The following is a 6,312-nucleotide window of genomic DNA, read 5'->3' as shown; positions in this document are numbered from 1 at the left end:
CGAGGGCGGCGGGGTCGCCGCCGTCGCCGCGAGACCAGTGCAGGCGGGCGCGTTCGGTGAGCGCGCCCCGGCACGCGGCCGGCGCGGCGGGTACACCGACCGGAGCGGCCGAGCCGCTGCCCGCTGCCAGAGCAACTGGGTCGCTGTCCGCGGGGCATACCTGTGGGAGCGTTTCCACGCCGTACGGTCCAACCTTCCTCATCCGTTCAGTGGATTTCCCGGGCACCAGGCGGGCACCTGCTCGATGTTGGACACTTTCGCTTGGTACTGTGCGTCACTGGTCATGTGAACCATGACACAGTGCCCCCACAGTCCGGAGAACCCGATGTGCCAGCACCAACCGACCTGCCCCTCCGCTGAAGCCACCGACCGGGAAGCCGCGCGGGTCCTCGCCTGCTTCCGTGAGCAGGGCTGGAGCCTGCTCTGCAACGGTGTCATCGTCTTCGAGGACACCGGCGAGCTGCTTCCCGACGGCAGCAGCATCGCACCGCACCGCGGCCCCGCCCGCCACGCTCTCGTGGCCTGACCGACCACTCAGCGTTACCGTTTAGCCGCCGTCGACCCAGGCTAGTCCCCCGGTAAGGGACGTCCCCGCCCAGGTCGCAGCGGCTGCCGGGGCAGGCCGTACCGCCCGCCCCGGCGTGCCGTCGTCAGTCCTCGAACGCCTCCGGCGACGGGCACGAGCAGACCAGGTTCCGGTCGCCGTACGCGCCGTCGATGCGCCGCACCGGCGGCCAGTACTTCCCGGCCCGGTCCACCCCGGCGGGGTACGCGCCCACCGACCGCGGGTACGCGTGCGACCACTCGTCACCGCTGACCATCGCCGCGGTGTGCGGCGCGTTGGCCAGGGGGTTGTCCCCCGCCGGCCACGCCCCGGAACCCACCTGCTCGATCTCCGCGCGGATCGCGATCATCGCGTCGCAGAACCGGTCCAGCTCGGCCAGGTCCTCGCTCTCGGTCGGCTCCACCATCAGCGTCCCCGCCACCGGGAACGACATCGTCGGCGCGTGGAAGCCGTAGTCGATCAGCCGCTTCGCCACGTCGTCGACGCTCACCCCGGTCGCCTTCGTCAACGGCCGCAGGTCGAGGATGCACTCGTGCGCCACCAGGCCCTTGTTGCCGGCGTACAGCACCGGGAAGTGCCCCCGCAGCCGCGCCGCCACGTAGTTCGCGGCGAGGACCGCCACACCGGTGGCCCGGGTCAGGCCCTCGGCGCCCATCATCCGCAGGTACGCCCACGGGATCGGCAGGATGCCCGCCGACCCGTACTTCGCCGCCGAGATCGCCGGCGTGGCGTCGGCGTGCGCGCCCAGCGGGTCACCGGGCAGGAACGGCGCCAGGTGCGCGCGCACCGCCACCGGGCCCACTCCGGGGCCACCGCCGCCGTGTGGGATGCAGAACGTCTTGTGCAGGTTCAGGTGCGACACGTCCGCGCCGAACTTGCCGGGCTTGGCGAACCCGACCAGGGCGTTGAGGTTCGCCCCGTCGACGTACACCTGCCCACCGGCGTCGTGGACCTTCGCGCACAGCGACGCGATGCCCGTCTCGTACACGCCGTGCGTCGACGGGTACGTCACCATGATCGCGGCGAGCCCGTCGCGGTGCTTGTCGATCTTCGCGTCCAGGTCGACGAGGTCGACGTTGCCGTCGTCGTCGCAGGCCACCACCACGACCCGCATGCCGGCCATCACCGCCGACGCCGCGTTCGTGCCGTGCGCCGACGACGGGATCAGGCACACGTCGCGGTGCGTCTCACCGCGCGACGCGTGGTACGAGCGGATCGCCAGCAACCCGGCCAGCTCACCCTGCGAGCCGGCGTTGGGTTGCACGCTCACCGCGTCGTAGCCGGTCACCTCGGCCAGCCACGACTCCAGCTGCCCGATCAGCTCCCGGTACCCGGCGGTCTGCGTGTCTGGTGCGAACGGGTGGATGTTCGCGAACTCCGCCCAGCTGACCGGCTCCATCTCGGTGGTCGCGTTCAGCTTCATCGTGCACGACCCGAGCGGGATCATGCCCCGGTCCAGGGCGTAGTCGAAGTCCGACAGCCGCCGCAGGTAGCGCAGCATCGCCGTCTCCGAGTGGTGGCTGCGGAACACCGGGTGGGTGAGGAAGTCGGTCGTCCGGGCCAGGTCGGCCGGCAGGGCCGCGTCCACGTCGCCGTCGAACGCGGGCACCCCGAACGCCGCCCACACCTGCCGCAGGTGCGCGTCGGTCGTGGTCTCGTCGCAGGACACCCCCACCCGGTCGGCGTCGACCAGCCGCAGGTTCACCCCCCGCTGCGCGGCGGCCGCGACGACCTGCGCCGCCGCGCCGGGCACGGTCGCGGTGACGGTGTCGAAGAACGCGACGTCCGCGACGTCCACGCCACCGGCGCGCAACCCGGCCGCGAGCCGCGCCGCCATCCGATGGGTACGCGTCGCGATGTCGCGCAGCCCGTCGGGGCCGTGGTAGACGGCGTACATGCCGGCCATCACGGCGAGCAGCACCTGCGCGGTGCAGATGTTGCTGGTGGCCTTCTCCCGCCGGATGTGCTGCTCACGGGTCTGCAACGCCAACCGGTAGGCCGGGTTGCCGTCCGCGTCGCGGGACACCCCGACCAGACGCCCGGGCAGCATCCGCTCCAGGCCCGCGCGCACCGCCAGGTAACCGGCGTGCGGCCCGCCGAAGCCCATGGGTACGCCGAAACGCTGGGTGGTGCCGGCGGCGATGTCCGCGCCGATCTCCCCCGGTGCGCGCAGCAGCGTCAACGCCAGCAGGTCCGCCGCGACGGTCACGAGGGCGCCGACGGCGTGCGCCGCCTCGACGAGACGCGCGTGGTCACGGACCGCCCCGGACGCCCCTGGGTACTGCAGGTGCAGGCCGAAGAACTCCGCCGGCAACTCGTCGCGCTGCACGTCGAGGACCCGCACGTCGATGCCGAGCGGCTCGGCCCGGCTGGTGATCACCGCGATGGTCTGCGGCAACGCGTCGGCGTCGACGACGTACACGCCGCTCTTGCTCTTGGAGGCCCGCCGCGCCAGGGTCATCGCCTCGGCCGCTGCGGTGCCCTCGTCGAGCATGGAGGCGTTCGCGGTGGCCAGGCCGGTCAGGTCGGTGACCATGGTCTGGAAGTTCAGCAGCGCCTCCAGCCGGCCCTGGCTGATCTCCGGCTGGTACGGGGTGTACGCCGTGTACCAGGCCGGGTCCTCCAGCACGTTGCGGCGGATCACCGCCGGGGTGTGCGTGCCGTGGTACCCCAACCCGATCATGGAGACGGCGACGGTGTTGCGCGCCGCGAGGGCCCGCAGCTCGGCGATCGTCTCGGCCTCGGTGGCCGGGTCGGGCAGGTCGAGGGTGCCGTGCCAGCGGATCACCTCGGGGATCGCGGCGTCCATCAGCTCGTCGATCGAGTCGTGCCCGACGACCTCCAGCATCCGACGCTCATCGTCGGGGCCGGGACCGATGTGACGGGTGGCGAACTGCTCTACGGTCATAGGGGCACTCCCGGGGCGAGGTCGACGTGTCGGCCTCCCCCTCTGTCGCACCCACAGGGGCACTCCACAGTGCCTGCCCACGAGGTCCTTTTGCCTGAGAGGTTCCGGGGAGGATTTGCCCCTTCGGCGCCGCCCCGCGTGCTGTCGGGCGGTCTCTCCCACGTGGGTGTTACCGGCGTGCTCAACGCTACCAGCGTTGGTGTTTCCAGCGGATGTCCTACCCCCGGGGGGCCGGGCACCCCCACCCGGGCCGTCCTGTCCCCGGGCCGGGCACCTGACCCGTTGGGCCCGCGCCGTCACACCCCGGCCGGTGCCCCGGCGCCGACGCGCGCGGCCAGCTGCGGCAACACCACGCCCAACGGGGCGTCGACGCACACGGTGGCGTGGCCGTCACCACGCGTCGGCCCCTGGTTGACGATCGCGACCGGGATGCCCCGTTTCGCGGCCCGGATCACGAACCGGCGCCCCGACATCACCGTCAACGACGACCCGAGCACCAGCAACGACCGGGCCTGCTCCACCGCCGCGAAACACCGCGCCACCCGCTGCGGCGGCACCGTCTCACCGAAGAACACCACGTCCGGTTTCAGCATCCCGGTGCCGCAGATCCCGCAGTCCACCGGCCGGAATGCCGCCACCTGCTCGTCGGGGAGATCAACATCACCGTCCGGGTTGACCCCGGCGACGCGGGCCACGAAGTCCGGGTTGGCCTCGCGCAGCCGCCGGTGAAGCTCCTCCCGGGAGGTCAGGTTGCCGCAGTCCAGGCAGGTCACCTCGTCGAGGCGACCGTGCAACTCGATCACCGAGGTGCTGCCGGCCGCACCGTGCAGCCCGTCGACGTTCTGGGTGATCACCGTGTCGACCAGACCGGCGTGTTGCAGCCCGGCCACCGCCCGGTGCCCGGCGTTGGGCGCCGCGCCCGCGATCAACCGCCACCCCAGGTGGCTGCGCGCCCAGTAGCGCCGCCGGGCCAGGGGATCCCGGGTGAACGCCTGGAAGGTCATCGGCGTGTGCCGCCGCGCCACCCCGCTGGGCCCCCGGTAGTCCGGAATCCCCGACTCGGTGGACAGGCCGGCGCCGCTGAGCACCACCACCCCACCACCGGCCACCAGCGAGGTCAACGCGTCGAGGTTCTCCATCACCTCTCCATGCTGCCTCAACCCGTCCGCTGACGCCGAGCCCCGCCCCGGGTGGGCGGACCCACCCGACGCGGGGCGGCGGCTACGCCGCGACGACGTCGGCGACGACGCAGGCGATGTTGTCCGGCGCCCCCTCGGCCCGCGCCAGACCGATCAGCTCCCGCACCGTGTCCTCAGGATCGGCGGCCGCGGCCAGCGCCGAGCGCAGGTCGGCCCGGTCGACGACCGCGGACAACCCGTCGGAGCACAGCAGGTACCGGTCACCGGGCTGCGCGGTGCGCAACGCCAGGTCCGCCTCGACCTGCCGACCGCCACCGAGGGCGCGCACCAGCACCGCCCGCTGCGGGTGCGTCGCGGCCTGGTCCCGGTCCAGCCTGCCCTGGTCGACCTGGGTCTGCACCCAGGTGTGATCCTGCGTGAGCAGCGACAACTCGTCGTCGCGCAGCAGGTAGACCCGGGTGTCACCGACGTGCACCAGCGCCAGCCGGGAACCGCTGAGCAGCAGCGCGGTCAGCGTCGTGACCGGCTGGTCGGTGTCGGTGGCCAACCCGCGTACGGCACGGTCGGCGTCGCTCACCGCACCGGCCAGCAGCGTCAGCAGGTCGGCGGCCGGCACGTCGGTGAGCGCCAACGGCTTCAGGGCGCCGACGGCGGCGGCGCTGGCGGCCGCGCCGCCGGGCCCCCGCATACCGTCGGCCACGGCCAGCAACCGCTCGCTGGCGTACGCGGCGTCCTCGTTGCTGTCGCGCACCAACCCGGTGTCACAGCCGGCGGCGCAGCGCACGGCAACGCTGGGATTCGGGTCAGACATGGTGGCGCCCCCTTCAGACAGGTGATCCACGAGGAGGGTGGCGAGCCGGGCGCGGGCCGCGGTGTCGGCGCTGACCTGCCGCCAGTACGCGGTGATCGCCTCAGCCGCCGCAGCGGGCTCCAGGCCACACACCACCCGGATCGTGGCCAGCGGCATACCGATCCGACGCAACTGGGCGACCAGCCGGGCCACCGGCACCTGAGCCGGGTCGTACAGCCGGTAACCGGACTCCGGATCGACAGCCGCCGGCACCAGCAACCCACCCTGGTCGTACAGGCGCAACGCCTTCGGCGTCAGCCGGGCCGCCCGGGCGAACGCCCCGATGGTCATCAGCCCCACGTCGACATCCTCCTCGTGCCGGTCACGGCGACCGGCGCCCACCAGGCTCAGGGTTACCCGAAGGTCAAGGTCAAGCCGCCACCGCCGGTAGGTTGGGCGCATGCGCGTCGTCATCGCCGGAGGCCACGGCAAAATCGCCCTACTGCTGCAACGCCACCTCACCGGGCGCGGCGACACCGCCGTCGGCCTCATCCGCAACCCCGAGCAGACCGCGACGCTGCGCGCCACCGGCGCCACCCCCGTCGTCTGCGACCTGGAACACACCGAGGTCGCGCAGCTGGCCGAGCACCTCCACGGCGCCGACGCGGTGGTCTTCGCCGCGGGTGCCGGCCCCGGCAGCGGCGCCGCCCGCAAGGACACCGTCGACCGGGCCGCCGCCGCGCTGCTCGCCGACGCCGCCACCCGCGCCGGCGTGCACCGATACCTGCTCGTCTCCTCCATGGGCGTGGACGCACCACCCGCCCCCGGCAGCGACGACGTGTGGGCGGCGTACCTGCGCGCCAAACGCGCCGCCGAGGACGACCTGCGCGGCCGCGACCTGGCCTGGACG

At 73.0% G+C, this 6,312-nt stretch carries 5 protein-coding genes, 1 pseudogene and 1 riboswitch; of the genes and pseudogenes, 2 read left to right on the top strand and 4 right to left on the bottom strand.

Translation table 11 applies throughout. The features are described 5' to 3' along the window. Nucleotides 1-202: pseudogene (locus tag PSH25_RS26650) on the bottom strand (hypothetical protein); the annotation flags it as partial. 123 nt (nt 203-325) lie between these two features. On the opposite strand from PSH25_RS26650, the gene PSH25_RS26645 reads away from it, so the two are divergent. Further along, a complete protein-coding gene (locus PSH25_RS26645; RefSeq protein WP_007460326.1) occupies nt 326-526 on the top strand; it encodes a DUF5999 family protein in 201 nt (66 codons plus the stop codon). A 124-nt stretch (nt 527-650) separates the two neighbouring features. Here PSH25_RS26645 and gcvP read toward each other — a convergent pair whose 3' ends face one another. The 3 genes from gcvP to PSH25_RS26630 all read right to left on the bottom strand — a co-directional run bounded on the left by gcvP (nt 651) and on the right by PSH25_RS26630 (nt 5,762). Beyond that, nucleotides 651-3,473 (bottom strand): aminomethyl-transferring glycine dehydrogenase, encoded by a 2,823-nt coding sequence (gene gcvP / locus PSH25_RS26640; RefSeq protein ID WP_238661649.1) that lies wholly within the window; start codon nt 3,471-3,473, stop codon nt 651-653. A 72-nt stretch (nt 3,474-3,545) separates the two neighbouring features. Then, nucleotides 3,546-3,644: riboswitch (glycine riboswitch) on the bottom strand. Between the two features lie 125 nt (nt 3,645-3,769). Then, on the bottom strand, nt 3,770-4,612 hold the full coding sequence (locus PSH25_RS26635) for an NAD-dependent protein deacetylase (protein ID WP_238661648.1): 843 nt from the start codon (nt 4,610-4,612) through the stop codon (nt 3,770-3,772). 82 nt (nt 4,613-4,694) lie between these two features. Further along, nucleotides 4,695-5,762, bottom strand: a complete 1,068-nt coding sequence (locus tag PSH25_RS26630) for a MerR family transcriptional regulator (RefSeq protein WP_238661650.1) — start codon at nt 5,760-5,762, stop codon at nt 4,695-4,697. Nucleotides 5,763-5,862: 100 nt separating this feature from the next. On the opposite strand from PSH25_RS26630, the gene PSH25_RS26625 reads away from it, so the two are divergent. Further along, nucleotides 5,863-6,312: SDR family oxidoreductase (locus tag PSH25_RS26625; RefSeq protein WP_238661647.1), on the top strand; the 450-nt coding region annotated here is incomplete at its 3' end.

Origin of the sequence: Micromonospora foliorum (assembly GCF_022229015.1) — a bacterium.
In the GTDB taxonomy this organism is placed as follows: Bacteria; Actinomycetota; Actinomycetes; order Mycobacteriales; family Micromonosporaceae; genus Micromonospora; species Micromonospora foliorum.
Note: the sequence above shows the minus strand (reverse complement) of the source record. Positions and strands in the feature narration are given on the sequence as shown.